The organism is Leptospira fluminis (assembly GCF_004771275.1).
Lineage (GTDB): Bacteria > Spirochaetota > Leptospiria > Leptospirales > Leptospiraceae > Leptospira_B > Leptospira_B fluminis.
On the sequence record NZ_RQEV01000015.1, the window covers coordinates 156,112 to 180,525 of the forward strand.

At 50.2% G+C, this 24,414-nt stretch carries 22 protein-coding genes; 20 read left to right on the forward strand and 2 right to left on the reverse strand.

Annotated elements, in window-relative coordinates; genetic code table 11:
* Nucleotides 1–7 precede the first annotated feature (7 nt).
* From EHO61_RS15090 to pssA, 20 genes are all read left to right on the forward strand, one after another.
* Nucleotides 8–922, forward strand: coding sequence for an alpha/beta fold hydrolase (locus tag EHO61_RS15090; RefSeq protein ID WP_167884886.1), 915 nt, complete (start codon nucleotides 8–10; stop codon nucleotides 920–922).
* Nucleotides 906–2,360 (forward strand): 4-hydroxyphenylacetate 3-hydroxylase family protein, encoded by a 1,455-nt coding sequence (locus EHO61_RS15095; protein ID WP_135814394.1) that lies wholly within the window; start codon nucleotides 906–908, stop codon nucleotides 2,358–2,360. Before EHO61_RS15090 ends, EHO61_RS15095 begins: the two co-directional genes overlap by 17 nt.
* 28 nt (nucleotides 2,361–2,388) lie before the next feature.
* Nucleotides 2,389–3,417: an agmatinase gene (gene speB / locus EHO61_RS15100; RefSeq protein ID WP_135814395.1), complete on the forward strand. Its 1,029-nt coding sequence runs from the start codon at nucleotides 2,389–2,391 to the stop codon at nucleotides 3,415–3,417.
* Nucleotides 3,418–3,421: 4 nt separating this feature from the next.
* Nucleotides 3,422–4,756: a type III PLP-dependent enzyme domain-containing protein gene (locus tag EHO61_RS15105; protein WP_135814396.1), complete on the forward strand. Its 1,335-nt coding sequence runs from the start codon at nucleotides 3,422–3,424 to the stop codon at nucleotides 4,754–4,756.
* The gene (locus tag EHO61_RS15110) at nucleotides 4,756–6,252 is read left to right on the forward strand and encodes a class I adenylate-forming enzyme family protein (protein ID WP_135814397.1); all 1,497 of its coding nucleotides are present in this window, start codon (nucleotides 4,756–4,758) and stop codon (nucleotides 6,250–6,252) included. Before EHO61_RS15105 ends, EHO61_RS15110 begins: the two co-directional genes overlap by 1 nt.
* Nucleotides 6,249–6,557: a phosphopantetheine-binding protein gene (locus EHO61_RS15115; RefSeq protein WP_135814398.1), complete on the forward strand. Its 309-nt coding sequence runs from the start codon at nucleotides 6,249–6,251 to the stop codon at nucleotides 6,555–6,557. The genes EHO61_RS15110 and EHO61_RS15115 overlap by 4 nt, the downstream gene beginning before the upstream one ends.
* A gap of 106 nt (nucleotides 6,558–6,663) precedes the next feature.
* Entirely contained in the window at nucleotides 6,664–8,754 is a 2,091-nt protein-coding gene (gene gntD / locus EHO61_RS15120) for a guanitoxin biosynthesis L-enduracididine beta-hydroxylase GntD (RefSeq protein ID WP_246032161.1), read from the forward strand.
* A complete protein-coding gene (locus EHO61_RS15125; protein ID WP_135814400.1) occupies nucleotides 8,751–10,229 on the forward strand; it encodes an acyl-CoA reductase in 1,479 nt (492 codons plus the stop codon). Before gntD ends, EHO61_RS15125 begins: the two co-directional genes overlap by 4 nt.
* 29 nt (nucleotides 10,230–10,258) lie before the next feature.
* Nucleotides 10,259–11,317 carry an LLM class flavin-dependent oxidoreductase gene (locus tag EHO61_RS15130; protein WP_135814401.1) on the forward strand — a complete coding sequence of 353 codons (1,059 nt, stop codon included), beginning with the start codon at nucleotides 10,259–10,261 and terminating at the stop codon, nucleotides 11,315–11,317.
* Between the two features lie 8 nt (nucleotides 11,318–11,325).
* On the forward strand, nucleotides 11,326–12,516 hold the full coding sequence (locus EHO61_RS15135; RefSeq protein ID WP_135814402.1) for a LuxE/PaaK family acyltransferase: 1,191 nt from the start codon (nucleotides 11,326–11,328) through the stop codon (nucleotides 12,514–12,516).
* A gap of 21 nt (nucleotides 12,517–12,537) precedes the next feature.
* Complete coding sequence (locus EHO61_RS15140; protein WP_135814403.1) at nucleotides 12,538–13,461, forward strand: alpha/beta hydrolase family protein; 924 nt, start codon at nucleotides 12,538–12,540, stop codon at nucleotides 13,459–13,461.
* Complete coding sequence (locus EHO61_RS15145) at nucleotides 13,461–14,417, forward strand: threonine ammonia-lyase (RefSeq protein WP_135814404.1); 957 nt, start codon at nucleotides 13,461–13,463, stop codon at nucleotides 14,415–14,417. The genes EHO61_RS15140 and EHO61_RS15145 overlap by 1 nt, the downstream gene beginning before the upstream one ends.
* Before the next feature lie 28 nt (nucleotides 14,418–14,445).
* Nucleotides 14,446–15,585: an ATP-grasp domain-containing protein gene (locus EHO61_RS15150; RefSeq protein ID WP_167884887.1), complete on the forward strand. Its 1,140-nt coding sequence runs from the start codon at nucleotides 14,446–14,448 to the stop codon at nucleotides 15,583–15,585.
* On the forward strand, nucleotides 15,575–17,005 hold the full coding sequence (locus EHO61_RS15155) for a condensation domain-containing protein (RefSeq protein WP_135814406.1): 1,431 nt from the start codon (nucleotides 15,575–15,577) through the stop codon (nucleotides 17,003–17,005). The genes EHO61_RS15150 and EHO61_RS15155 overlap by 11 nt, the downstream gene beginning before the upstream one ends.
* A gap of 10 nt (nucleotides 17,006–17,015) precedes the next feature.
* The gene (locus EHO61_RS15160; RefSeq protein ID WP_135814407.1) at nucleotides 17,016–17,933 is read left to right on the forward strand and encodes an NAD(P)-dependent oxidoreductase; all 918 of its coding nucleotides are present in this window, start codon (nucleotides 17,016–17,018) and stop codon (nucleotides 17,931–17,933) included.
* A gap of 57 nt (nucleotides 17,934–17,990) precedes the next feature.
* Complete coding sequence (gene lexA / locus EHO61_RS15165) at nucleotides 17,991–18,599, forward strand: transcriptional repressor LexA (RefSeq protein ID WP_135814408.1); 609 nt, start codon at nucleotides 17,991–17,993, stop codon at nucleotides 18,597–18,599.
* A 56-nt stretch (nucleotides 18,600–18,655) separates the two neighbouring features.
* Nucleotides 18,656–18,949, forward strand: a complete 294-nt coding sequence (locus EHO61_RS15170) for an LA_1448 family UV-C exposure upregulated protein (protein ID WP_135769081.1) — start codon at nucleotides 18,656–18,658, stop codon at nucleotides 18,947–18,949.
* Entirely contained in the window at nucleotides 18,946–20,316 is a 1,371-nt protein-coding gene (locus tag EHO61_RS15175; protein WP_135814409.1) for a S41 family peptidase, read from the forward strand. Before EHO61_RS15170 ends, EHO61_RS15175 begins: the two co-directional genes overlap by 4 nt.
* 11 nt (nucleotides 20,317–20,327) lie before the next feature.
* Nucleotides 20,328–21,344, forward strand: a complete 1,017-nt coding sequence (gene tsaD, locus EHO61_RS15180; RefSeq protein ID WP_135814410.1) for a tRNA (adenosine(37)-N6)-threonylcarbamoyltransferase complex transferase subunit TsaD — start codon at nucleotides 20,328–20,330, stop codon at nucleotides 21,342–21,344.
* A complete protein-coding gene (pssA, locus tag EHO61_RS15185) occupies nucleotides 21,341–22,096 on the forward strand; it encodes a CDP-diacylglycerol--serine O-phosphatidyltransferase (RefSeq protein ID WP_135814411.1) in 756 nt (251 codons plus the stop codon). The genes tsaD and pssA overlap by 4 nt, the downstream gene beginning before the upstream one ends.
* Here pssA and EHO61_RS15190 read toward each other — a convergent pair.
* Nucleotides 22,077–23,114 (reverse strand): hypothetical protein, encoded by a 1,038-nt coding sequence (locus EHO61_RS15190; protein WP_246032162.1) that lies wholly within the window; start codon nucleotides 23,112–23,114, stop codon nucleotides 22,077–22,079. The two genes, pssA and EHO61_RS15190, sit on opposite strands and share 20 nt — an antisense overlap.
* 326 nt (nucleotides 23,115–23,440) lie before the next feature.
* A complete protein-coding gene (locus EHO61_RS15195) occupies nucleotides 23,441–24,310 on the reverse strand; it encodes a hypothetical protein (protein WP_135814412.1) in 870 nt (289 codons plus the stop codon).
* Nucleotides 24,311–24,414 lie beyond the last annotated feature (104 nt).

Genomic DNA, 24,414 nt, shown 5'->3' on the forward strand with positions numbered 1-24,414 from the left:
AAATCCTATGCGAAAAAGACAAAGCGAAATTCTTTCTCCCGAATTCTTTCGATTTCGGAAAATTAAACTAGCCTATTATTCGGTTCCTTCCGCCTTGAAGGCCGAGAAGGAGCCGATCCTGTTCTTCCATGCGAACGGGTTTTCGGCATTAACCTATTCTCCCATATACGAGGATCTGAGTAAGGCAGGATATCCCGTGTATGCCCTGGATTTTATGGGACACGGATTGTCCGAAGCTACGGACGAATTCCGCGATTGGTATTTTTTTCGCGACCAGGTACTTGCCTTTTTGGATCATCTGGGTCTGGAGTCCGTTTTCGGGGTCGGTCATTCGCTCGGAGGTGCGTCGGTTCTTTTAGCGGCTTCCAACGATATAAAACAACGTTTTCGTAAACTTGCGGTTCTGGATCCGACCGTACTGACTCCTCTGACTTCTAATCTTTTATACTTCGTCCCGAATCCGCTGGCGAAACTCGCGGATAAACGGAGAGCAGTATTCAAAAATCTGCAAGTAGTGGAAAGAAGTTATAGGATGATGCCTATGTACAAACGTTGGCAGCCTAAAAGTTTTCAAGCATACTTAAAAAGCGCGTTTCGTATCCGTTCGGACGGGCAGTTCGAACTTTGTTTGCCGCCGAAAATCGAAGCCCAGATCTTCAGAGGACTGAGACCGGGCCATTGGAAGAATTATAGAATACTACGACAGCAAATCCTCGTTTTATCCGCTACGCGTTCCGACGTCACTCCGCCTTCCGCCTGTAGGAAACTCACGAGGAACAATCTGGAATCCGCATATTTTCGCCATTCCGATGGGTCCCATTTCTTTCCCATGGAAGATCCGAGTTGGGTCTCGAATCATATAACCAGATTCCTTTCCGGAGAAGAGAATCAAGGGAAGAGGAAATATGAAACGATTTCGTAAAGGTTCGGATTATCTGGAAGACCTACGCGACGGTCGCAACGTTTTGTTCGAAGGAGTACGTGTGGAAAACGTGGCGGAGCATCCCGCGTTTCGAGGGGGGGCTGGCACCATCGCCTCTCTGATCGATCTGCACCATCGGGAAGATTTGGAAGATCGGATGCTTTCCTATTGCGAAGATGATGGACGGGAATTTTCATCTTCCTATCTGATCCCTAAAAGTTTGGAGGAATTACGGAAAAAGGGGAGCTGCTTTCGCGAAATCGCAAAAGTGACCGGAGGTATGATGGCTCGGACCCCGGATTTTCTTGCGACTCTATTGGCGAGTTGGAACGCCGCGAGCGCAGTGTTCGGGCGTAAAAACGGAGAATATGCGGAAAATATAAAGCGATATTATTCTCTTTCCCTGGAAAGGAACCTAGTGCACTCCCATGCCATCAGTGATCCTCCTATGGATCGGTTTTTCGACCTATCGGGCGATAAGAAACTGACCTTAAGAAAAGTGGGAGAAACGAAAGACGGAATCATAGTCAGTGGTATCAAGATGCTCGCCACATTGGCGCCCATTTCCGACGAACTCATCATCTATCCGTTCCGACCGCTGAAAGCCTCGGATATAAGCGAAGCCCTTGCATTCGCGATTCCGATCGGAACTGAGGGCTTGAAATTGCTTTGCAGAAGCGGCATCGCTACGGGAGACAAGGCATTCGATCGTCCTCTTTCCGAAAGATTCGACGAAATGGACTCTCTTTGCATATTCGAGGACGTCCTGGTTCCGCATGAGAGAGTCTTTATCGACGGCGACGTTCCATTCGCCAACGAATTGCGTTCGGAGACGGGAATGGTCTCATACGTTTCCCACCAAACCTGTTCCAGGACTGCGATCAAAGGGGAATTCATGTTGGGTCTCGCCAGTCTTTTGGCACGCTTCAGCGGCAGAGGTCAGCAGAGCGCGATCCAGCAGATCTTGGGAGAAATGGCGGCTAACGCGGAAATCTTGAGATGCCTTCTGGTTGCCGCAGAATCCGAGGGAGAAGCGGATCGCTTCGGTAATTTCATTCCTGGTCAGACCGCTTTAGGCGCCTCAAATGCGGTCGCCTCGCAATTTTACTCCCGTTCCGTCGAGATCCTAAGATCCATAGGTGCGAGCGGACTTATCATGCATCCTACGGAGTCGGATCTTTCGGAGAAAATGGATCAGGAAATTCTAAAATACTTCGGGATGTCCGGCGAAGACGCCTTTACGCATATCAAGATATTGAAGATCGCCAGCGATCTGGTCGTCAGTTCCTTCGGCGGAAGGCAGCTTCTGTACGAACAATTCTACCTCGGAGCTCCTCAGGCGGTTCAGACCCGCTTTTTCCACAGTTATCCAAGGTTGAAGGATGCGGAGCTGTTGGTGGAAAGGATCTTCGTTCCACCCCGAGTCCCAAGTTTTTAGGAAGGCTTTTATAATTAGGTGAAAATGAATGAGCGAAAAAGAAAAAAAACACTATCTGCCCTTAAACTCGATGAAAGCGCCTCGCTTTACCGGGGTTCGCACTTTTATGCGGCTTCCGAATCTTGCCGTTTTGGAAGATGTGGACGTCGCGGTGGTGGGAGTTCCTATGGATTCCGCCGTCTCTTTTCGTTCCGGGGCTAGATTCGGACCGGAGGCGATACGGAGCGCGTCCGTTCTTCTTCGGGATTACAATCCGGTCTTGAAAGTAAACGTTCCGGAAGTTCTCTCCATGGTGGACTACGGCGACGCGCCGGTAGTTCCCGGTTATCACGAAGAAAGCCTGTACAGGGTACAGAATTTCTTGGAACCGATTTACGAGGCAGGAGTGGTTCCCTTGATTCTCGGCGGAGACCATTCTCTTACGATGGCGGAATTACGGGCTTTGGCGGCCGTTCGAGGGCCCGTCTCCGTCGTTCATATCGACGCTCACGGAGACGTTTTAGATAATTATTATGGAGTCCGACATTTTCACGGGACCGTTTTCAGGAGAGCGGTAGAAGAAGGACTCGTGGATCCGTCCAGATCGGTACAGATCGGAATGAGGGGAACCTTGCATCCCAACGATCTGGGCTCGGGCGAAGGCTTGGGTTATCGAGTGATTTCCTGGGAGGAGTTGAACCTTTTGTCTCCTGCCGAGTTGGGAAATATAGTCAAGGAGAGGGTGGGGGATCATCCGGTGGCTCTTTCCTTCGATATAGATTTCCTGGATCCTGCATTCGCACCCGGGACCGGAACTCCGGAACCTGGTGGACCCAGTACATACCAAGCATTCCAATTTTTGCGAGCCCTCGGGCCTCTGAATTACTGTAGTTTCGACTGCGTGGAAGTGTCTCCTCCTTATGATCCTACCGGAATCACTGCAATCAACGCCTCGGCGGTATGTTTCGAACTGCTTTCCCTTTTAGCATTAAGGCGAGCCGACTCGGAGGCTCGGAAATTCCGATCGACCGAAGAAAGCGACGGGATCTCGGAATTAAAATATCCGCATTTTCGGTGATATCATGATTTTAGAAAATTCGAAAATAGAGATTCATAAAAACTTAATACGCCAAATAGGTTCCGTTTGGGGGGAAGGGCTAACGTTAGGAAGGCATTCCGCGGACGATCTCGCAAATCGATTCGGAACTCCTTTGTACGCGTTTAACGCGGAGTCCGCCCGTACCAACCTGGTTAGAGTCTCAAAATCGTTCGGGGACAATGTGGGGATTTTATACGCTCTAAAGGCGAATCCGAACGTATCGATCGGAAGAATATTCCGTTCTTTAAATGTCGGAGCGGAAGTGGCTTCGGCAGGAGAGATTTTAATCGCGCTAAAAGCGGGCTTTTCCAGGTCTTCGATCCGCTTCAGCGGTCCGGGAAAAAGAAACGAAGATTTAATATTCGCTCTGGAGAATCGGATCGGAGCGATCAATATAGAATCGGAACGGGAATACGAAAAAATTTGCGAGCTGGCCCGTTTTTCGGATTATAAGCCCGTTCTTACGCTTCGGGTAAATCCTAAAGGCGGATCTTCCGGGTCCAGAATGTCCATGGCGGGGAAGTCCAAGAAATTCGGAATCGATCAGGATCGAATTCTAGAGTTGGCCCGAAGAATTTCGACCGAGAATGTCTGCGAGTTGGAAGGGCTGCATATCTATGCGGGCACCCAATGTTTCGATCATTTCGCTTGGTTGAAAAACGCAAGAGACCTCCTGGGTCTCGCGAACGAACTGGAGAGATTCGTTCCGATCCGAACCTTGAATTTCGGCGGAGGATTCGGCGTGGCTTTGTTCGACGGTGATCCCGAGTTCGATTTGGATTCCGCCGGAAAAGGTCTCCAGGCGATGATTGCGGAGGACGGTAAGCCGGAGAGAAAATATTTCATCGAACTCGGACGATATCTGGTCGCGAATTCGGGAGTGTATCTCTCCCGAATTCTGTACAAAAAAAAGTCCTTTGATCGGAACCATCTCATTTTGGACGGAGGAATGCATCATCATTCCGCCGCCGCAGGAATCGGGGCGATCCTCAGAAGACCGTTTCCGATCGTCTCCGCCAAGGCATGCAGTTCCCTCGTATCCGAGGAAGTGACGTTAGGCGGGGTATTGTGTACGCCTGCCGACGAATTCGCTTCCGGTCTGTCCCTTCCGGAATGCGAAGAAGGGGATGTTATCGGAATTTTGGGATCAGGCGCGTATGGATTAACTTTTAGTAATATACTATTTCTGAGCCACCCTTCTCCGGCGGAAGTTCTGGTGGACGGAGAGGATGCAAGATTGATCCGAGAGCGCGGCAAAATCGAGGACGCATTATCAGGACAGGTATTTTCGGTTTTAGGACAGGAGGGCATTTCTTGATGCTTTCCAGATTCGAGCAGATCCTCGAACGATATCCGGACAAAATCGCGGTCAGCAACGAGTTCGGAGCCATGACGTTTTCGAGATTAAACGAAGAGGCGGACCGTTTGGTTCCCCTCCTTTCCGCAGTAAATCGTCCTGTGGTCATGCCCGCTTTGCCGGGTGGTCCGGAGTTGACCCTTCTCCAGCTTGCCGTGTGGAAAGCGGGCGGAGTTCTCGCTCCGATTCCGGAAAAATGTACGGAACGGGAAGCGAAAATCTTCTCGGAGCAAATCAGACCGGATCTCGTCGCGGTTCATTCCTTGTCCGAGCAAAAGGAAATTCTAAAAGGGATCGAATCCGAGATCCCCATCCTATCTTTTCGAACCAAAGAAGAGGATTGTTCCGATCGTAATGTGTTATCGGTATGCAAATTAGAATATTCTAAAACTTTACATAAACTTTCCGTTTTCATTCCCGAGGGAGTAATGTTGGTCCAATTTTCATCGGGATCCACCGGCCGCCCTAAGGCCATCCTTCTTTCCGAGCGGAACTTGATCTCCAATCTGGATGCAAACCGAGATCATTTATCGCAATTCGCCGGAAAGGACGCCTTTTGTTCCGTGCCTCAATACCACGCAATGGGGTCCGCCGTTCTACAGGAACTTTTGTGGGTCGGGTGCGGGGTTCATTTCTCCAATCGATTCATGCCGGGAGAACATCTGGCCAGGATAAGGAAATTCGGCTGCGCTTCCATTTCTACCACCCCCAACTATATGAAACTTTTATTGGATATAGGCGGGTTAAATCGGGAGGGATTCCTTCCTCTGGAATCGTTTACGATAGGAACGGCCGCCCTAGACGGAAAATTGATGAGGCGGATCCTGGAAGTTTATCCGGAATCCAAGATCTATTGCAGATACGGGTTAAGCGAATCCGTCGGTGCATTGACCCGTCTGGAATTGAATTTTGGGGACACGTACGTTCCGGGCTCGGTTGGAGTCCCCGTTTCAGGAGTGGAATTCTCTTCCGATCTGGCCGGGCAAAAAGAGACGGAGATTATCGTTCGGTCCGGTTGTGTCGCAATGGGACAGCTATCGGACTCGGGAGAGTGTTTCGCCATCACCGATGACCTAGGGTTTTTGCATACGGGAGATACGGGATTTCTAGATGCGAACGGAAATCTACGGATCCTCGGCAGAAAGAATTCCTTTTTAAAAGTCAACGGCTATCGGGTCAGCTCTTTGGAGATCGAATTGATCCTGAAATCCATTCCCGGAGTTCAGGAAGCGGTAGTAGTCGGAGTCGCGGATGATCAAAGCGGCCAATCTATCGTGGCCTGTATAGAACCGATTCCGGGCAGCTTGCTGCCCGATTCGGCCGAGTTCGATCGTTTGTGCAGGTCGGAAATGTCCTCTTACAAAATCCCGAAGAGATTCGTAATGTACGAAAATCTTCCGAGAACGAGCGCTGGAAAACCGGATCGAGAAAGAATCTATCTAGAGGTGAACGGATGAACGAAACGAGCTTAATGGATTTAAGGCAGGAGATAGGAGAACTCGTAAGCCGGGTGATCCGCGAGGGAAACGGGCGAGAGGTTTTAGTGCCTCAGGATGTCCGTCTGGTCCAGCAGGGATATTTGGATTCCATATCTTTTGTGAATTTAATTTTAATTATACAAGAGAAGTATAATATATCTATAGATATATCCGATTTGCAGGAGGATAATTTCGGGTCCGTATCGGAAATTTCGAATTTCGTCCTTATGTCCAAAAGATCGCAGGAAGACCCGACAGGCAAAGACCGGTTCGGAGAGAACTAAGGGAAGTTTTTTTAAAGATTTTAAAATCCGGACCGGCTTCGAAAAGATGCGGTCCTTGAAATGAGTTTGAGGATGATTTATGGACAATACGTTAGAAAAGACATCGATGAATTTAATCGAAATAACCCCCCGGCCTAATTCGATTTCCTACGTCCCCGATTTGGAGGACTCGGAAGTGGAACAGACCGTGGCTTTGATCGAAAAGGTGGCGAAAAAATATCCGAACGCCCAGTCCTTGGAATTTCTGAAGGCGGCTCCTTTGCTCGCACAGGAATTGCCGCATTCGCTTCGTAATTATATTCACGAAGTCCGATTGAAGGAGAAGCCGGCCGCTTTCGTGATCCGAGCTCTCAAAGTCATCGGAAAAACGTCCGTCCCGACTCCGAGAGACTGGAAAGACGTTACTCATCCTTCCTCGACTCACAAGGCGGAGATATTCTTGGCCTTAGTCGCGTCCTTGCTGGGAGACGTCTTCGGTTGGACGACTCAGCAAGACGGTAGATTCGTCCACGACGTTCTCCCGATGAAAGGTCTGGAAAACGAGCAGGTAGGTTGGAGCAGTCTGACCCAATTGAGCTGGCATACGGAAGACGCGTTTCACGAAGAAAGAGCGGATTATCTCGCATTGCTTTGTCTTAGGAACGTGGACAAAGTCGCTACCATGCTTTGTTCCGTGACCGATCTGGATCTGCCGCCGGAGATCGAAACGATTTTGTGGCAGGAAAGGTTCGTGATCCGACCCGACCAATCCCATACCGCCAAGCATAATTCTCTGGGAGCCGGGGCTTTCAAAAAAATCGAAGAAATGTCCAGGAATCCGAAACCGGTCTCGCTTCTTTTCGGAAATCCTAAGAAGCCGTATCTTCGGATCGATCCGGATTATATGGAAGCGATGCCCGGGGACGAGGAGGCGGCGCATGCGTTGGCTACCGTCATCGAAAACATCAATTCGCATATCGCCGATTTGGTGCTACACGAAGGAGATCTTTGCATCATCGATAACCTTCAGGTCGTTCACGGGAGAAGGTCCTTTGTCCCGAGATTCGACGGTCAGGACAGATGGCTAAAGAGGGTCAACGTAAAGCGGGACCTCAGACAATCCGCGGAATCCTTTGACGAAGGTTTGCGATTGATGCAGACCCTTCCGCAAAAGTTAGAAAAGAAAAAGGCCGTCGCGAGAGAAATCGACCTGATCGAGGCCGTCCAGCCGATACGCGGATTGGCTTTGGCGGCTTGTTTGCAGCATTTCTTTTTTTGCGGGATTTTCGACCTACTGGCAAATTCTCCCGAAAAGAAATTCGATCTGGACGAACTCGCTTCCGAACTCGGTTTCGAGAGGGATAGGCTGGAGGGTTTACTCCGATTCCTGAGGAACGAAGGTTTTATCGAGGGATTAGAAGCGAAAATCAGACTTACTCCCAAGGCCCATAAGTGGTCCATGTTTCGTTCCTGGTACGAGATGATGGTCGGGGGATACGCGCAGACTTTCCTTTCTATCGACGATGCGCTACCGAAAGGAAGTCCTCCCGCTCCGCGTAACGCCGAATTGGTGGGGATCGGGAGTTGCGGAATCAGTATGCACGATTCCATTCCCATCGTGATGCGTCTTTTGGCGACTTTGAAAAAGAAACCCGAGCTCGTCATCGATCTGGGATGCGGAAGCGGTTCCTACCTTACGGAAATCTGTAAGAAGTATCCGGATACAAAAGCGATAGGGATAGAGCCGGACCTGGGCGGGTGCATAGCCGCGGAAAAGCACGTCTCCGAATCCGGGATGACCGAAAAGATCCGGATCGTGCAGGCAGACGCGATCGAGTATATCAAGAAAATGGAAACTCCTCCGGACGTGATCCTTCTCTGCTTCGTGATCCACGAGGTTCTTGGACAATCGGGAGAGGAGCGTGTGATGGAGATGCTCCAATCCGCGATGAATGGAGGACCGGACCAACGGTTGATCATCATCGATATCGATTATCGAATCGACGAACCTTCCACCATGAACCACAAACTGGCCGAAGGATACTACAACGCGTATTTTCTGGTTCATCCCTTTACCAGTCAGAAACTGGAAAGTGAAACATATTGGGATCGCCTCTTCGAGAAATGCGGATTCGAAATCGAAGCGAAACGGACCACGGATCAATCCATAGACTCCACGAATATAGAGATCGGATGGCTCTTAAAACGGAAAGCATGAGCTCCCAAGTTTTAGAAGAAATCTCTTCGGAAAAGGCGGCCAAAGGGAAGAAACTTTCCCTTCCCTTTATCCTGAACGGGAAGGCGATCAAGCCGGAGGAAGATTCCGAGCTTCGCGTCGAAGTGCCGGGAGGAACTGTCGTGTTTCCGAGTCGAACGCAGTTCGAAACGAATTTCGACTCTTCCAAAGGGGAACTGGAAAGAACTCCGACCCAGGAGATCATCGGCTTTCTGCACCGGGTAGGCCGGATGTGGGAAAACGACGAGTACGTCCGTAGAAGGATCTTCATCCGCCAAATCCGTGAGTTTGCGGGTTATTCGGAGCAGATGGCGGTGGCGGAGGCGGATCTGATCGCCGCGACTTTGCGCGGCAGCACCCGCTTGTGGGATACTCTTCAGATCGAGTTAGGGGATAGGTTCGTACTCGATTCCTGGATTCGAAAGGAAGACTGTGAAGTGAGGGCTTTTCCGAAAGGATTGGTCGTTCATATTCTTGCGGGCAACGCTCCCATCGCGGGAGTCCTTTCGATTTTGAGATCGATCCTTACGAAAAACCGAACTCTCGCAAAGACCGCTTCCGGAGATCCGATTACCGCCACGCAACTCGGATTGAGCTTTCTGGATCTGGACCCGAACCATCCTGTGAGTCGGTCCTTCCAAACCGTCTATTGGCCTTCCGATTCTACTTTCGGCGCTTCGATCCTGCAAAAAGCGGATACCGTCTGCGTTTGGGGCGGAAATGAGGCGCTGGCTTGGACGCACAGAAATACCCCGCCAGGTATAGAGATCGTTTCTTTCGGGCCCAAACAGAGTTTTTGCGTTGTGAAAACGGACGGCATCGATTTGGGAACCGCTGCCCGCTTGGTCGCTCACGATATATCGATGTACGACCAGCAGGCCTGCTTTTCCACACAGAACGTTTTCGTACTCGGAGACCATCTTTCGTTCGCTAAGGCGTTGTCGACGGAGTTGGAACGCTACGACCGGGTTCTTTCCCCTCCGGAAAGAAGTATGGATCAGAGAGCGGGGGTCGTTCTCTCAAGAGTTCACCATGAATTTTTAGGGGCGACCGTTTCTTTCGGAAATTCCGACTCTTGGCAGGTGATCGTTTCCGAGCCTCGGAATAACCTCCGTCATCCCGGCTGTAGAACCGCCTTCGTCTTTAAGATCGCATCTCCGGACCAATTGCTTCCGATGATCGATTCTTCCATACAGACGATCGCCGTTTATCCGTCGGGAATTTTGGATAACGAAAGGGACGAGATCGGAAGATCCGGAATATCGAGGATCGTGGAAGCGGGTTCGAGCGGAATTTATCGGTTAGGAGCCACGCACGACGGGATGTATCCCATGACGAGATTCGTAAGGTTCGTAAGCACGGAGTTTCCGTCTTCCTTTCATCCGAAAGGGATGACGATCCCTTTGGACATGTCAAAGATCATTGAGCACCGTCAGTTCAGGGATTTGTTCGTTTAGAAATCGTAGATTTATTAGGAGATTATAAAATGAAATGGGGAGTCGCTTTAACGACATATAAACCGCCGCACTGGGACCAGTCGACGGTTTTCAAGAATTCCCGGGATTTTGCCACGGAAGCGGAAGAACTAGGCTTCGACGATCTTTGGGTGCTAGAACATCATTTTACCGAGTACGGTCTATGTCCGGACGCGATGATGATGGCAGGATTTCTTTTAGGTATGACGCAGAGAATAAAAGTCGGGACCGCAATTATAGTGGCTCCGTTGAATCATCCCGTACGCCTTTTGGAACAGGTTTCTCTGTTGGACCAATTGAGCGACGGGAGATTCATCGCGGGTTTCGGAAGAGGTTTTTTTCCGGCGGATTTCGAGGTATTCGGCATCAACCCTTCCCAAAACCATAAGATGCTGCAGGAATGGATTGATATCATGTTTTCTGCATGGAAGAATAAAGGGAAGATCTCCTGGGATACCGACCTAATCCGATTCCCGGAGATTGCGGTTTATCCTAGCTGTTCCACCGTTCCGCATCCTCCGGTCTATGTGGTAGGAGAATCCCCTTCCACGATAGAATGGGCGGCGACTTTGGGCATCCCGCTGATCATGAACGTTCCCCAATCCACCGAACAGGTAAGAGCGAAGTTGGATCTGTACGGCGAGATCGCGGAAACGAACGATCACGATCCTAGTAAAATCGATCACGTGATATCCGCAGTCGTTCATGTGGCCGATAGTCGTGAGGAGGCGTACAACGATATCGTTCATAACATCGAGGAATGGCACGAAGACGCGATGAGAGTGGCTTTTTCGAGCGACCAATTGAGAAATCTGCCGAACTACAGATTCCATTGGTCGCAATTGCAGGACGCGATTCTGAAAGGGGAATCCGACGCGAGCGTCGTGGTAAGAAAAGCTCTGGAGATCAGCCCGGTCGGCACTCCGGAAGACTGTGCGGAGGCGTTCCATTACCTGAAAGAAAAAACGGGAGTCAGCCATTTTATCTGCGGATTCGAAGGAACTCTCGATCGTAAGAAAATTCTATCGAGTATGCGACGTTTCGCGGAAGAAGTGATGCCTAAATTTTAGGAGAGAGCATGGGTTCTACATATTCAGATATCATTATGGAAAAACCGAGCCTCCGATCCGTTGGGATTTCGAGAGCCGAAGGGTTAACGGCTTTGGATTCCGTGATATTCAATCGGGAAGATTGGGACAGGATGGATGCCGAAGAGGCTTCCGAACTGAGGATGGAGGCGATCGGAGAAGCGGTCCGTTTCCATTCCAAAAACTGCCGGGAATACGAAGCTTATTGCGAAAGGAGGAACTTCGATCCAGAAGTTCCTTTGACCAAGGAAAATCTTTCCTCGGTTCCGCAAATTCCCACGTCCGTCTTTAAGGCTCGGGAACTGATGAGCGTACCGAAAGACGAAATCGTACGGTGCTTCGAGAGCAGCGGAACTATGGGAATGAAAAGTAGGATTTTTCGCGACGAAATCACTCTAGCCAGATTGTCAGGTTCTCTGCGGAGTTCCGCCAATGTCTGGTCCGATCTGGTCGGAGACGTGGACATCGAGGAGGATGTCTTTGTGATCCATCTCGGACCGTCCAGGAGAGAGGCGGGATCCGTATGGTTCGGATACGTAATGAGTCTGATCGAACTCGAAGCGGATACGAAACATCTGATGAAGGACGGGAACGTGAATATCCGTGAAGCGATAGAAATGGCGACTAACGCGTTGACGGAAGGGAAGAGGATTCTCGTCGTAGGTGCCCCCTTTTTGGTACGGGAGTTCTGCGCGCAAGCTTCGGATCGGTCCGTACGCTTCGGTTCGAATCTGTATTTGATTACGGGCGGCGGATGGAAAAAGCAAGGGGGAAAGGCGATTTCTCAGATCGAATTGGCAGAGTTCGCTCGTTCCACGCTGGGCTTGGATTCCCCTAAACAGGTTCGGGACGTATTCAATCAGGTCGAGTTGAACAGCGCTTTCATTCAATGCTGCGAAGGAAGATTGCACGCTCCTCCTTGGGTGGAAGTCATCGTAAGAGATCCCTTTACACTGGAACCGTCGGCTTCCGGAGCGCCGGGAATATTGACTTATCTGGATCCTACGGCACGAAGCTATCCCGCATTCATTATCGGAGAGGATTTAGGAATCAAAGAGGAAGGTCCCTGCCCCTGCGGCCGCCATTCTTCTAGCATACGCGTAGATCGGAGACTGAAGGTTTCCGAACACCAAGGATGCGCACTCCAATTGGAAAAGCAATTTGCGTCGGTGAATCTTTAGCTTTAAAGGAATCTGAAAAGAATGAATTCGATGGATTTTTTGATCAAAAACCGGGAAGGCCGGAATCTAATCGCCTGGCAGGATTCCCTATCCGAGCCGACAAATCCTCCGGTCCTCATTTGCGGAGGGTTTTCCAGAAGGATGAGTACCCTTAGCGCATTGGCCTGCTATCTCCTGAAAAACGGTGCGAACGTATACAGGTTCGATTATCTAGATCATGTGGGTCTGAGCGAAGGGGAAATTCTGGACTTTACCATTGCGAGCATGGAAAAAAGTTTGGAAAGCGTTCTCCCTTGGGTCTCCTCGTTGGAAGGGGAAACGAAAATCAATCTCTTAGCGATCAGCCTAGGCGCCGTACCTGCCGTTTTTCAGGCGGTCAAAAATCCCAATATCGCGGCGTTAGGTTGTCTTGTCGGAGTCGTTCATGCGAGAAGTACGTTCGAACGGGTTTTCGGAACCGACTATTATTCCTGGGAACACGATACATTGCCGGATACGATCGTCTTCGAAGGGCACAAATTAAATCCTCGCGGACTCTGGCAGGAAAATCTAAGAACCGGAGTGGCGGATTTTCCCGCCATGAAAGACGCGTTATCTAAGTTGTCCATTCCGGTAATGAATCTGGTGGCTTCCGAAGACCAATGGCTAACGTTGGAGGAAGTGAACGAGGCCTTCTCCGTTCCCGGAGGAGGAGAACGGAAAATCGTGGAGCTTCCGTACGGCGGACATGAATTGGCCAGAAATCCCCTGGCGCTTCGCTTAGCAATGAAACATATCATCGCCGGATTTTTTTACGACGGGGATACGAGTCGCGTTTCGGATCCTAGTTTCGAGGAGATCGCCGACTTTCGGGTAGCGGATAGGAATCGTTCCCGCGGAAAGGAACTCCGCTTTTACGATCTGAGTCGGAACGAAAAGGAATCCTTGGCCTTCGGTAAAAGTTGATGGGAAGACGCACTTTAGATCTTCCGGACGCGGCCGACATTGCGGACACGTTTTTGCGCGTGGAGAAATTCGTTCCTTCCTCTCCTCTCTTAGCGTCTCCTTTTGCGGGAAAGGATTGTTGGTTGAAGCTGGAATCCTTACAACGTACAGGTTCCTTTAAAATCAGGGGCGCGACCGCCGCTTTGACAAAGATTCCGCAAGGGGAGAACATCGTGACTTGTTCCGCCGGGAATCACGGTCTAGCCGTTGCCGTAGTCGCGAAAGAGTTGGGAATCAAGGCTACGATCGTAGTCTCCCAAAAGGCTTCCCCCAAAAAGATAGAGTTACTACGCAAAGAGACGGAGGATCTGATCGTTCACGGCATAGACTACGACGAAGCGGAGGACTTTGCCCGGGAACTCGCGGAAAGCAGGAATGTCAGATACCTTTCTCCCTACAACGATCCCGATGTGATCCTCGGGCAGGCGAGCGTGGGAGTGGAATTACTTTCCTCCTTTTCCGGGCCGATCACCGTCGTGTGTCCGATCGGAGGAGGAGGACTCGCCGCCGGAATCGGCATGGCTCTTTCTTTCAGACCGGGAAGCAGATTGATCGGAGTGGAGGCCGCCAACTCCGCGCCGATGAAGTTGGCCTTGGATAGGGGAGAGACCGTTCCGATCGACATATTCCCGACCATCGCCGAGGGCCTAGCGGGGAATCTGGAAAGAGGAAGCATCACTGTGGGCTTATTATCCAAGTACTCGGAATCCACACTCGCCGTTACCGAGTCCCAGATCAGGGACGGAATGAAATATTTGGCCTTGCATCACGGGATCGTGACGGAAGGCGCCGGCTCGGTCGCGATGGCCGCGATTTTGGCGGGAGAATTTCCCTTTCCGAAAGGACAACCGTTGATCGCTCTCGTGTCGGGGAGGAATATAGATCTGGATACCTGGAAGGGATTCCTTGAATCATAAATTCGAATATTCTAAATCGTTAACGTAAATGTCCTATAAGAAAATTTTAATTCTACACGATTACCAAAAGATCGGAAAGGGGATGATTTCGGCGTTCCCGAAAGATCAATACGAAGTTTCCGTCCTGACTTCCGGATCTCCCGCAGGAGTATTCCGTTCGGATTTGCCGTCCGACGCGGCCAGAGTCCGCAAGATCAAGACGGATTGGGGAAAGGATTTCGTTCCGGAAGAGGATCTGTTCCGGGAAAGGGAAACGGAAATCGTTACGAACGACGAAGCTTGCCTATTCGCTTGCTCCCGTCTCAGGCGGTTTTTCGGATTACCGGTAAGATCCCCTTCCAACCAGATCGCTTATTCCAACAAGATCGTTATGAAATCCTACCTTTCGAAAGCCGGGATTTCAGTACCGACTTTCAAACGAATCGATTGGGATCTTTATGACTCCCGTACGCTTCCCCTGGAGGTGGCAAAGGAGTTTTCCTTTCCGCTCGTGGTAAAACCGGAGGAAGGAGGCTATAACGAGGGAGTAGAGATATTCAAAGATAAGCATGAATTAAGTCATTGGGCGGAATTGCATTTCGGAGAGCCGGGATGGCAATTGGAAGCGTTCGTTTCCGGAAGTCTATTTCATGCGAACTCCATCATTCTGGACGGAAAGACCTTTCCCGTCCAAGTGGGGGCATATACGAGTCCGCCTCTAGGGGCCAACTTCGGACGCGGATTCGGAAGTGTTACGCTTCCGAAAGAACATAGAATTCATGCGATCGGTACGGAACTGAACGCGAAGATCGCGGAAGTTCTAGGAAAGGAAGGCCGCTTCATTCTTCATACCGAATTCTTTGTGGATCGAGATCAAAACGCGACGGTGATCGATGTGGCAGCAAGAGCTCCCGGGGCTCTTGTTTCCGACATAGCGGAAATTCATTCGAAAGTGAATTTGGAGGCTGCCAATTTTAGAATGCAGATCGGCGAGGAACCCTGCCTTCCATTGGAGACGGGCATTTTTGCCGGTTGGTTCTGGTCCTGTCCGAAAAAGGACGGATCCGTGACCAGCCTAACCTTATGGGGAGATCATTTCGGAGATTTGCTCCGAGACTTACGCGGGATCGCGCTCGGAATCGGAAATCTTCAGAGTCTTCCTTGGCTGGAGGAACTTTATGAAAACTAGAATCTTTCCCGCATCGCCGAACCAGGTCCGCCATTGGAGACACGCATGTAGGTTTCCCGAATCTCCCGCGTTAAATATGACGGTCGGTCTCCATATGGAAGGCTTCCTCGATCTGGAAACCGTTCGACTCGCAGTGGTGCGGACCTTGGAAAGACACGACTCCCTATTCGCGAAACCGTTTTGGGCGGACGGGGAATTGTATTGGGAAAGCGCCGCTTCGAAGGATGGAGATTCCGTCCTCGAAGTTGTGAGATGCGAAGATAAAAAAACGGTCCTCGAAGAGATTCGGAACGAGGCCAAAAGACCCTTCCGATTGGAGCGGGAATATCCGGTAAGAGCGAGAATTTTTCCGATCTCCGAATTCGAGAACATAGTTATATTAAACGTTCATCATATAGCTTTGGACGGCTGGTCCGTCGAGCTTTTGGTCAAAGAGATAGCGACCCGCTACAACAATCTGTTCTTGGGGGAGCCGGATTTGAATCAGAAAAAATCCCCGTCCTTCGAAGGGTTCTCGAAATACCAATCCGAATTCGAACGCACCTCTCACGGAATTTCAGATTCGTCGTACTGGAAAAAGGAATTGGAGAACGTTAAAACCGGAAGCGGATTTCCGCCCGACATTCGCGGAGAGAGCCTTTCTTCCTGGCCTCTCGGTCGTATGTCCTGGAGTTTCTTGACCACAGAACTTTCGGACCTTACTAAAGAAGCGGCTAAAGTCGCGGGAGTCACTCCGTTCGTATTTTTGATCGGAGCTTTTGCACGGTTACTCGGCGTGGAAAGCGCGGAAGATGACGTTCTTGTGGGCGTCCCATTCGTGAATCGTCTCAGAGCGGAAGACGCGAATTTGGTGGGATTCGTAGTGAATACATTGCCTTTACGTTTCAAGGTTTCCGAAAGAAACGATCCTCAATATATTAAAAATGTTTCACATACTTGCGGAGCCGCTTTTCTTCACCAAAGATTGCCTTACGTGAATATCCTGCGCGATTTGGGCCCGGAGTATGAGACGTCCGCCAAACCGGTTTTCCGGACCATGTTCATTTTACAAGGCAGCCAAACGGCTCGGAATCAGTTTCTCGGTCTGAACTGCAACCAATCCTGGATTTCCACGGGAGGAGCGAAATACGAACAAACTTGGACGATAGAAGAACGGAACGGCGCTTATACTTTGGATGTGGAGTGGAATCCGGAATTATTTTCGGACGGGAAGATCGCCCGTCTGATGGAAAACTACGGAGAGATTCTGAGAAATCTTGCGAGTACTTTTGTCGATGGTAAGGACGGAAAAGAAGGAAGTGGAACGGAGAAAAACCTCTCCTGGCCGGAGTTAAAGGATCTTGCCGACTTTTTTTCCGGTCCGATCGTCCTTGAATCGGATTCGAATCTGGATTTGAAGATCCAGAGACAGGGAGGATAAGTTCCCGTTTATGGAGGATCCTGTCAGATCGATTCACCTTCTCTTTCCGGAATCGGATCGAATTGCGATTTCGAACCGTTTGCGATTCATTCTGGACCCCGAGATTCGGATTACGTCGGGAGAGGAGACTCCCGAGGAGGACTCGTGTTTGTTTTTAGCTCCCCATGAATTCGACCTTTCGACGCAAGTTCGTCATCTGAGAAATACTTCTTGGAAATGGGTGCATTTGAGCACTGCGGGATACGATTTTTTTCCATTGGAGGAAGTCCCGATCGGGACCTGGGTGACTCGGAGTTGGAAAGCCTATGCGGAGCCTTTGGCGGAATACGTACTTCGTGCCGTGCTTCGTCATGCGCATTCGAATCTCGGGACCGGAGTACGAGGGCAAAGAATCGGAGTCGTCGGCTATGGGGAAGTCGGTCGCTTGGTGACGGAACTGCTTCATAAATTGGGAGCAAAGGTCACCGTATTGAGAAAAAGCGGAGGACCTGTGGAGTTCGGAGAAGTGACTCGGTCCAAATGGGATTTGTTGGATATGACCCAATTGGTTCTGACTCTTCCTCTGAACCGGGAATCCGAAAACATCCTGGGACGAGAGTTTTTGGCACGCTGCTCCTCGGGGATGCACTTGGTCAACGTGTCGAGAGGGGAGTTGATCGACCAAGAGGCATTGTTGGATTTCACGCGATCCAAAGAGTTGTGGGCCACTCTGGACGTGACTGTTCCCGAACCGTTGCCACCGAGACATCCTCTTCGTTTCGAGGAAAGAATCCTGATCTCGGAACATGTGGCTTGGAACAGCGGTTCGGATCCGTATGGGGCAATCTTGGAGGATTTCGCTCGGATCTGGGAGTGTTTGAAAGTGGAAATCGATCCTCCGGGATGTCTTCGCAAAGGTGAGTTTCGACACCGGGTATCGGGAGCTTAGCGCCGATCCACCTAAAAAATACTTGCAAAACATCTATTCACTAATAACTTGTTAAGCATGAAGGATCTGACGGAAAAGCAGCTCGCAGTGCTCCAATTTATCACGAATGTCATTAAAGAACGAGGGTTTCCTCCTACGATCCGAGAAATCGGGGATGAATTCGGGATTACAGCTAAGGGGGCTTACGATCACCTCAAAGCAATCGAGAAAAAAGGGTACCTCAAGACTTCTAAGAACCAATCCAGAGCGATCGAACTGACACGACAAAGTCCGTTTGAGGCCCTTCCCGTTCCGACACCTAGCATTCCTTTACTTGGTCGTGTCGCAGCCGGACTTCCGATTCTTGCGGAAGAGAATATCGAATCGTACATTCCCATTCCGGAAGAACTTGCTTCGAAAGGGATGACGTTTGCGTTGAAAGTGCAAGGGGATTCTATGGAAGAGGCGGGGATTAACGACGGAGACATCGCCATTATCCAGAAAAGGGACATCGCGCGGAACGGAGAAATCGTGGTGGCTCTTATCGGCGACGAAGCGACCTTAAAAGTATATTATAAGGAACCGGATCACATCAGGCTCGAGGCTCGAAATCCCAAATACAAACCGATCAAAACCAAAAAGGCAGTCATCATCGGCAAGCTAGTCGGGCTGTATCGAGTCTACTAAGCGGGACCGAATTCCGAGTTGACACTTTCTTCCGACGGGAAAAAAATTCTGAAAGAGTGAAATTCCCTTCGACGTACCGTAAATTCGCGGCTTTTCTCCTGTTTTTCTTCGTCGTTTGTGCTTCTCCCAAAAAGGAGATCGGGGACGCGGAATTGAAATTAGTATTGGATTATCTTGCGGAAGTCAGGTTCGGAGAAAGACTTTCCGCCGTCTCCGAAAAACCGATCCAAACGGACAAACAGATCTTCTTAGCCGCTTGCGAACGTTATAGCTTGGATTCCTCCGCTCTATTCAAGGCTCTGGAAGAGAAGCACCCTTCGATCTATTCCCGCTTGGTAAAAGAAGAATGAAAAATAAGGAAAGGTTGGTTTGGTTCGGAGCCGTTCTGGTTCTGAGTGTTGCTCTCGTATTTCGCCCCTCTCCGGTTCGTGCAATCTCCGAAACATCGGAGAAATACCTGCAATTGTTCCACGAAGTTTTGGGATTGGTCCAAAACGGTTACGTGGAACCGGTCAACGAGGAAAAAGCCTTTGTCGGAGCGATCAAAGGATTGATCGCATCTTTGGGAGATCCCCATTCCAATTTTTTGGACGAGGAAGAATACCGGCAGATGAAGGAGGAAACCCGCGGGAGTTTCGGCGGGTTGGGAATGGAAGTCGCCTTTTCGGACGGAGCCATCGTGGTAGTTTCTCCGATCGAAGACACTCCGGCTATGCGTGCCGGAATTCTACCCCAGGATCGAATCGTGGAAATCGACGGTAAGAGCACGGCAAACCTGGGGTATTCCGAAGGGATCAAATTGATGCGCGGAAAACCGGGATCTTCGGTGACGATCAAGATAGAAAGAAAGAACCAAAAAGAACCGGTCCAGCTTACCTTGGTCCGTGAAAATATCCAGATCCGTTATGTAAGATCGAATTATTTCAATAAGGAAAAAGTCGGGTACATTCGCTTAAACCAATTCATGGGCGAAAATACCCTGGAAGAATTCAAAAAGCAACTCAAGTCCTTGTCCGAAAAGAAAGCGGAAGGATTGATCGTGGACCTACGGATGAATCCGGGAGGACTCTTGCCTCTCGCGTCCGCTCTTTCCGATCTTTTTTTGCCCCCCGGATTGGACATCGTTTCGGTAAGGGGCAGGGGAGGAGAACTCGCGGACACTTCCAAATCCTCGAATTCGCCGGATAAATTCACCAAGATTCCGATGATCGTGCTCATCAACGAGGGATCCGCTTCGGCGTCCGAGATTTTTGCAGGGGCCATGCAGGATCATGGTAGGGCAAAAATCCTTGGCACGACTTCGTACGGAAAAGGATCCGTGCAGTTCGTATACTCTCTTTCCCACGGCATGGCGGTCAAATTAACGGTACAGAAATACTATACTCCTTCCGGCCGTTCCTTGCATGGAAAAGGAATCCAGCCTGACGTGGTTGTCAAAGCCATAGAGCCGACGGAAGACGATCGTTTTTATCTCAGGAAGATCGGGGAAAAAAAACTTCTGGATCCGCTGATCGCAAAATTTCCGGACTATAGCGAATCGAATTTTCAGCATTTCGAGAAGGCGCTGAAGGAGCAGGGGATCAAACTTTCCTCCGACGTGGCTCGGATCTTATATAAAAATAGGACCCAAACGGAAAAGGAAAGGACTCTAACCGACGTGGATCTGGATCCCCAACTGCGTAAGGCCCTCGAAATCCTCTCGGAAAAAAAATCCTAATCTAATTCCCAATGATCGGGCTCGGTATAGAAAGCAGTTGCGATGAGACGAGCGTGGGTATCGTCAAAGACGGGACCGAGATATTGTCCCTCAAGATTTTCACTCAGATCGATCTTCACAAACCCTTTCGAGGAGTCGTACCGGAAATCGCTTCCCGTTCCCATTTGGAAAAGATCAATCTAGTGCTCTCAGAGTCGATGGAGGAAGCGGGCATAGGATTCGAGGATCTGGATTACGTGGCGGTCACCCGTTCTCCCGGACTAACCGGGTCTTTGATGATCGGGGCACAGCTTGCCAGATGTATCCATGCGGTTTTCCGGACTCCGATCGTTCCGGTATGTCATTTGCAATCACACTTTGCGGCTTTACAGTTGGAAGGAGTGCAACCGATTTTTCCCACTCTCGGCCTATTGTTATCCGGGGGAAATTCCGCTATCTACCGTATTCCGGAATTCGGAAGGATGGAAACCGTAGGGGATACCATGGATGACGCACTCGGGGAAGCCTTCGATAAGGTAGCCGGATTGTTGGGATTGCCTTATCCGGGCGGACCCGCAATCGAAGAAGAAGCCTCCAAATACGTTCCGGAGGAGGGAGAAAAGGATTTGCTCCCCCCCTTGTTACGGAACCTGGAACAGGACCGAGTGGCTTTTTCCTTTTCGGGAGTAAAGACTGCCGTGGCCCACTTGATCGCTAAACGACCCGAACTCCCCGTTCCGAAGGTTTGCTATCATTTTCAGAACACCGCCTTCGAGCTGGTGGAAAGAAATCTGAAAAGAGCCGTTGCCGTGACCGGATGCAGGCGAATTATCGCCGCGGGAGGAGTTTTGGCGAATTCCACCCTAAAAAAAAGACTTCGGAAGTTTGCGGAAAAAAATTATCTGGAATTATTTGCCCCAGATAAAAAGATCCTTTGCACGGACAACGGAGCTATGGTCGCGACTCTAGGTTATTATTTATTTCAGAAAGGATATTCCACAGGTTTGGAATTTACGGTCAGTCCAGTGAGACAGGAGACGTATGTATGAATCGTAAACTGAATTGGATCCCCAATACGATCACATTAGGAAATCTTACCATGGGATTCGTTTCCATATTGATCGCGTCAGAGACAGCCGGGAGCGGTTCCCAAGGTTACATATTAAGCGGTTTCTTTATACTTCTGGCCGCGATCTGCGACGGGCTGGACGGCATGGTCGCAAGGGCGCTGGACGCCACGAGCGAACTAGGCGCGGATCTGGATAGTTTGGCCGATTTAACCGCATTCGGTATCGCACCGGGCTTCCTTTTTTATAATATAGTATTGAGCGAATATAAGATCGATGTGTTCGGAAAAGAAAATCTCTTTCCGATCGGAATGCTTTTGGCCGCGGTTTTTCCGATCTGCGCCGCCTATCGCTTAGCGAGGTTCAATGTAGCGCACGAGCCCGGTTCCTTTACCGGTCTCCCGTCTCCGGTGGCCGGGGTTACGATCGGATTTCTTCCTATCTTTCTCAACAGAGACGCTATTCCGCATTGGGTAACGATTCCTCTCTTTCTTCTCGTCGCGATCCTGATGGTTTCCAACGTGCGTTACGGGAAACCGCAAGTCGCGATCCGATCCAAACTGACGCCCGGAAAAGCGGTGCTTATGTTGGCTGCCGCGACAGTACTTCTCTTTTTCGTGGGTTTTCACCGTTGGCCTTGGCTGATTTACGGTCTGATCTTTCTCTATATTTTCTCCGGACTGATTACGTTTATCATCCATGTCCTCCAGGATTTTAGGGTAAAGCTGGATTGATCCGGTTCACCGGAACCGATGATTCGACGGAATCTTCCGACAAAGGAAGGAAGAACTGGAATCTAGCGCTGAGCGAATCCCCTTTGGAATCGAGTCCTCTGGTATGCCGGAGCGTAAGGGCGAAATAAGGGTGATAAATCCGAGCGAAAACATACACCGGTTTGTCCGTTAACCTCAGCCCGGTTTCCTCCGGAGTCAGAGATTCCTCGACGAAAGAGGGTTCACGATTTTTCTCCTTCGCGGCTAGAACCGAAAGTTGCAGTTTCCAATGCTCGGGGAAGTTGAGACGGGCCGTGGCTTCCGTGAGGTTGTCCCCGTTTTCCCTCCATTCCTGTCCGATTTCCCAGCTCCAAAACCTTTTCTGAAATCCGTAATAGAGTCCTCTCCCGACGATCCAATCGGTCCTGTCGTAAAAACGATAGGTTCGAATTTGAGCGGAGACCGCACCCCAATCCGTGATCAAAAGTCCCAATTTCCCGAAGATCCCTTTCGCGGTCCGTTCGTTCGATCCGGCCGGATCCGCGGCGGAGCGTTCGAGTTGCACCGCTTCCAATTTCCGGTAATATCCCGGCTCCCATACCAGCCTGAGGAATTTTCCTTTTTCTCCCGGATCGCCGGGAGAGGAAAGGGCGAAGAGTCTGGAAGAAATTCCCCTATAACCCGAAATAAACAATCTCCGGGCCCGAACGGGGTCCTGCCAATAAGCGGATAAGACTCCGTTCGGATCCTGTTTCGTGCCGAACGCCTCCAATCTAAAACCGAAGGAGGGCTCAAAACTTTTCTTCCGATAAGAATTCGGAATTTCTAATAGAATGAATCCTTCTTTCGTTTCGGGAGAATAAGCGAATTCGGACGTTTCACCGAAGGGTTTCAGAAAAAATCCGGGACGCTTGGAGGCCCCTTTTTCCGCGTAATAGAGGCTTCCCATGCTTTGTCCTAGGAACCCGCCCAAAAACGCCGAGCGGATCGTAGGCTGTTCCAGAAAGGGAAAGGAGGAAAACTCGAAGTTCTCCCTCAAAAAAAAGAAGTGTCGGGAGGGTTTAAATCTATTTCCGTAGGAAAGATACATTCGGTTCGTTTCCACGGAACCGGAGGCAAGCGGCCGTTCGTTTCTTTTCTCCAAAAAAAGTTTGGAAGGAACGCAGGGAATTTTTTCCTCTTTCTCGGCGCTTTCGCTTTTCCTTGCACAAAATTCCGTTCTAAGCCAGACAGTATCCTTTGCGTCCGAAAAAAATCTGGAATCGTATGCGGAAAACGAGCCCCCTAACGCGAGCGGCGCAACGGACTCCTTGCTTGTTACAGAGCTTGCGAAGCAGAATAGAAGCAAAGAAAAAGCGAAGCCTCTCAGGATTTGGTCCTCGCTTTTCGGAAAAGAAGATACAGGATCTTCTTCCGCTTCGAGATTTCCAGAGTTTCCAATTTTTTGCGGAAAGATGCTTCTCCCGAACGGGACCAATCGGAAATCAGTGCTGCCTCCGGCAGTGGGAAACCTAACTTTAACAATTCGTCTAGAGTCAGACCGGAAAAAGGGATTTCCGGAGGTTTTGAGAAAGCGCTTTTCGGCGGAGGACTTGTCACCGGAAGATTTTCAGAAAAAGATCCGGCGGAGATTCCGATAGAGGAAAAGCCCACAAGACCCTGCGTTTCTTTTCGGGACAGAATTTCTCCCGAGATTTGCTCTTCCTTCCATGTGAATCCGATGGTGAATTTCGTTTCTACGAATCCGGATCCTTCTACGGATCTTTCTGCGCTTAAGCTCAATCCGAATTTTCCGTAAGGATCCGTTCGGACGAGAAAGCCCATCCTTTTGGCCTCGATACGGTTCTCCCAGAGGAAGCTGAGTTCTGTTTTTCGGTGAAGGAAGCCCAGGGATGCATGCTGGGATTCCGGGGAAAATCCGATCCGAACGACGGTTCGAATTCCGGATATTTCCTGGGAAAGGAAGCTGATTCCTAGGGAATGGTTCGGTCGAGGAAGACCTCTCGAATCCAGCCAAATCCATCTCAGTTTGAGTTTCCCGTCCTCAGGACTGGAAAGAGGAATTTGTACGGAAGCTCCGGCCCTCGGTTTTGTCTCCGCTTCCCATCTGCCCAAAATGGAAAACTCCGTCTCCTGGCGCCAAGGAGAAGCCAACCATTCCAAGGGAAACGTGGGAGAAGCGAAACAGGGGGAAAAAGGAAAAAACAGGAATCCCCGGAAGATCGTTCGGATCACGAAGGGACAGGTCCCCAATCCGTCGGGTCCGAAGGGAAATTCCCTGGGAGGCCCCTTTTTTCCGCGTTTTTCTCTCGGCTCCGAGAGATTTGTCCGGATGGAGG

Coding starts and splice junctions, on each gene's coding strand:
- EHO61_RS15160 (WP_135814407.1), top strand. CDS start 17,016: ATGGAGGATCCTGTCAGATCGATTCACCTTCTCTTTCCGGAATCGGAT.
- EHO61_RS15175 (WP_135814409.1), top strand. CDS start 18,946: ATGAAAAATAAGGAAAGGTTGGTTTGGTTCGGAGCCGTTCTGGTTCTG.
- EHO61_RS15090 (WP_167884886.1), top strand. CDS start 8: ATGCGAAAAAGACAAAGCGAAATTCTTTCTCCCGAATTCTTTCGATTT.
- EHO61_RS15155 (WP_135814406.1), top strand. CDS start 15,575: ATGAAAACTAGAATCTTTCCCGCATCGCCGAACCAGGTCCGCCATTGG.
- lexA (WP_135814408.1), top strand. CDS start 17,991: ATGAAGGATCTGACGGAAAAGCAGCTCGCAGTGCTCCAATTTATCACG.
- EHO61_RS15150 (WP_167884887.1), top strand. CDS start 14,446: ATGTCCTATAAGAAAATTTTAATTCTACACGATTACCAAAAGATCGGA.
- EHO61_RS15145 (WP_135814404.1), top strand. CDS start 13,461: ATGGGAAGACGCACTTTAGATCTTCCGGACGCGGCCGACATTGCGGAC.
- EHO61_RS15115 (WP_135814398.1), top strand. CDS start 6,249: ATGAACGAAACGAGCTTAATGGATTTAAGGCAGGAGATAGGAGAACTC.
- tsaD (WP_135814410.1), top strand. CDS start 20,328: ATGATCGGGCTCGGTATAGAAAGCAGTTGCGATGAGACGAGCGTGGGT.
- EHO61_RS15135 (WP_135814402.1), top strand. CDS start 11,326: ATGGGTTCTACATATTCAGATATCATTATGGAAAAACCGAGCCTCCGA.
- pssA (WP_135814411.1), top strand. CDS start 21,341: ATGAATCGTAAACTGAATTGGATCCCCAATACGATCACATTAGGAAAT.
- speB (WP_135814395.1), top strand. CDS start 2,389: ATGAGCGAAAAAGAAAAAAAACACTATCTGCCCTTAAACTCGATGAAA.
- gntD (WP_246032161.1), top strand. CDS start 6,664: ATGAATTTAATCGAAATAACCCCCCGGCCTAATTCGATTTCCTACGTC.
- EHO61_RS15110 (WP_135814397.1), top strand. CDS start 4,756: ATGCTTTCCAGATTCGAGCAGATCCTCGAACGATATCCGGACAAAATC.
- EHO61_RS15125 (WP_135814400.1), top strand. CDS start 8,751: ATGAGCTCCCAAGTTTTAGAAGAAATCTCTTCGGAAAAGGCGGCCAAA.
- EHO61_RS15130 (WP_135814401.1), top strand. CDS start 10,259: ATGAAATGGGGAGTCGCTTTAACGACATATAAACCGCCGCACTGGGAC.
- EHO61_RS15105 (WP_135814396.1), top strand. CDS start 3,422: ATGATTTTAGAAAATTCGAAAATAGAGATTCATAAAAACTTAATACGC.
- EHO61_RS15140 (WP_135814403.1), top strand. CDS start 12,538: ATGAATTCGATGGATTTTTTGATCAAAAACCGGGAAGGCCGGAATCTA.
- EHO61_RS15095 (WP_135814394.1), top strand. CDS start 906: ATGAAACGATTTCGTAAAGGTTCGGATTATCTGGAAGACCTACGCGAC.